Source organism: Mesorhizobium sp. P3_A9, assembly GCF_056402975.1.
In genome coordinates this window covers 1-2,236 of sequence record NZ_JBFUGJ010000584.1, presented here as the reverse complement: position 1 = coordinate 2,236, position 2,236 = coordinate 1, and the positions used below count along the sequence as shown (strand labels likewise).

General features: G+C 61.3%; 2 protein-coding genes. Both read right to left on the bottom strand.

All coding sequences use genetic code 11. From position 1 onward, the window contains the following. A partial coding sequence (fusA, locus tag AC1DX0_RS34865; protein ID WP_477358941.1) for an elongation factor G occupies positions 1-1,690 on the bottom strand: 1,690 nt, incomplete at its 3' end. A 29-nt stretch (positions 1,691-1,719) separates the two neighbouring features. After that, positions 1,720-2,190, bottom strand: coding sequence for a 30S ribosomal protein S7 (gene rpsG, locus AC1DX0_RS34860; protein ID WP_008875664.1), 471 nt, complete (start codon positions 2,188-2,190; stop codon positions 1,720-1,722). Positions 2,191-2,236: the final 46 nt, after the last annotated feature.

Genomic DNA, 2,236 nt, shown 5'->3' with positions numbered 1-2,236 from the left:
TCGGGAAGCCCGCGAACGGACCCGAGGTCATGACGCTSTTGAYGCCCTTTTCGACGCCCGGGATGTATTCCTTCGGCACGGCGCCGCCRACGATCTTGGTTTCGAATACGAATTCGCTGCTTTCCGGATTCGGCTCGAACACGATCTTGACGCGAGCGAACTGACCGGTACCGCCGGTCTGCTTCTTGTGCGTGTAGTCCTGCTCGTGCCTGCGGGTGATCGTCTCGCGATAGGCAACCTGCGGAGCGCCGACATTGGCCTCGACCTTGAACTCGCGACGCATGCGGTCGACGATGATGTCGAGGTGGAGCTCGCCCATACCGGAAATGATGGTCTGGCCGGATTCCTCATCGGTCTTGACGCGGAAGGACGGATCCTCRGCRGCCAGGCGGTGAAGGGCGAGGCCCATCTTTTCCTGGTCGTTCTTGGTCTTCGGCTCGATGGCGATCTGGATGACCGGATCSGGGAATTCCATGCGCTCSAGGATGACCGGRTGCAGCGGATCGCTGAGCGTATCGCCCGTGGTCGTGTCCTTGAGACCGGCCAGAGCAACGATGTCGCCGGCAAAAGCCTCTTCGACGTCGGCGCGCGAGTTCGCATGCATCTGCAGCATGCGGCCGATGCGCTCTTTCTTGCCCTTGACGGTGTTGTCGASCGAGAYGCCCTTGGTCARCTTGCCCGAATAGATGCGGGCRAAGGTSAGCGAACCGACGAACGGGTCGTTCATGATCTTGAAGGCGAGCATCGACAGCGGCTCGTTATCATCCGCATGACGCTCGATATCGGCGTCGGTCTTGGCATCGACACCCTTGATGGCGGGAACATCGGCCGGCGAAGGCAGATATTCGACGACGGCGTCGAGCAGCGGCTGCACGCCCTTGTTCTTGAAGGCCGAGCCGCAGAACATCGGGTAGAACTTGACCGCGATGGTGCCCTTACGGATCAGCGCGCGGATCTCGTCATTCGACGGCATCTTGCCTTCGAGGTAGTTCTCAAGCGCCGTCTCGTCCATTTCGACAGCGGCTTCGATCATCTTCTCGCGGTATTCTTCCGCACGAGCCTGAAGGTCGGCCGGGATCTCGACGACGTCCCAGGCAGCGCCCAGCGTCTCGTCGCGCCAGACCAGTGCGTTCATCTCGACGAGGTCGACAACGCCCTTGAACTCGGTCTCKGCGCCGATCGGCAGCTGCATGACGACRGCMTGCGCACCRAGKCGCGAGCCGATCATCTCGACCGAGCGRTAGAAGTCGGCGCCGATCTTGTCCATCTTGTTGCAGAAGATCATGCGCGGAACGCGATACTTGTCGGCCTGGCGCCAGACGGTYTCSGTCTGCGGCTCGACACCGGCATTGGCATCGAGCAGCGCRATGGCGCCGTCGAGAACGCGCAGCGAACGCTCGACTTCGATGGTGAAGTCGACGTGTCCGGGGGTGTCGATGATGTTGAAGCGGTACATCTTGCCGCTACGACCCTTCCAGAAGGTCGTGGTCGCGGCGGACGTRATSGTGATGCCGCGCTCCTGCTCCTGCTCCATCCAATCCATGGTGGCAGCGCCGTCGTGCACTTCGCCGATCTTGTGCGACTTGCCCGTGTAATAGAGGACGCGCTCGGTGGTCGTCGTCTTGCCGGCGTCAATATGCGCCATGATACCGAAATTGCGGTAGTCTTCGATTTTGTATTCGCGGGCCATCGTAGCTGCCTCTCAGTCTCGTTCGCGCTTTACCAGCGGTAGTGCGCGAAAGCGCGGTTGGCTTCAGCCATCTTGTGGGTGTCTTCACGCTTCTTGACGGCGGTGCCGCGGTTGTTGGCCGCGTCCATCAACTCGCCCGACAGGCGGTCGACCATCGTCGTCTCGTTACGGTTGCGGGCGGCAGCGATCAGCCAGCGAATGGCCAGCGCCTGACGGCGCTCGGGGCGCACGTCGACCGGAACCTGGTAGGTGGCGCCGCCGACGCGACGCGACCGGACTTCCACATGCGGCGCGACATTGTCGAGCGCCTGATGGAAGACGGTGACCGGCTCCTGCTTGGTCTTCGACTGAACCTGGTCGAGCGCACCGTAGACGATGGTCTCGGCGACCGACTTCTTGCCGTCATACATGACGGCGTTCATGAACTTGGTGACAATCAGATCACCGAACTTCGGGTCCGGATTGATCTCACGCTTTTCTGCACTGTGACGACGCGACATGGCTTTTGTCTCTCAATCTCATAGCCCGACGCATTCAAGCAGCGCC

Coding starts and splice junctions, on each gene's coding strand:
- rpsG (WP_008875664.1), bottom strand. CDS start 2,190: ATGTCGCGTCGTCACAGTGCAGAAAAGCGTGAGATCAATCCGGACCCG.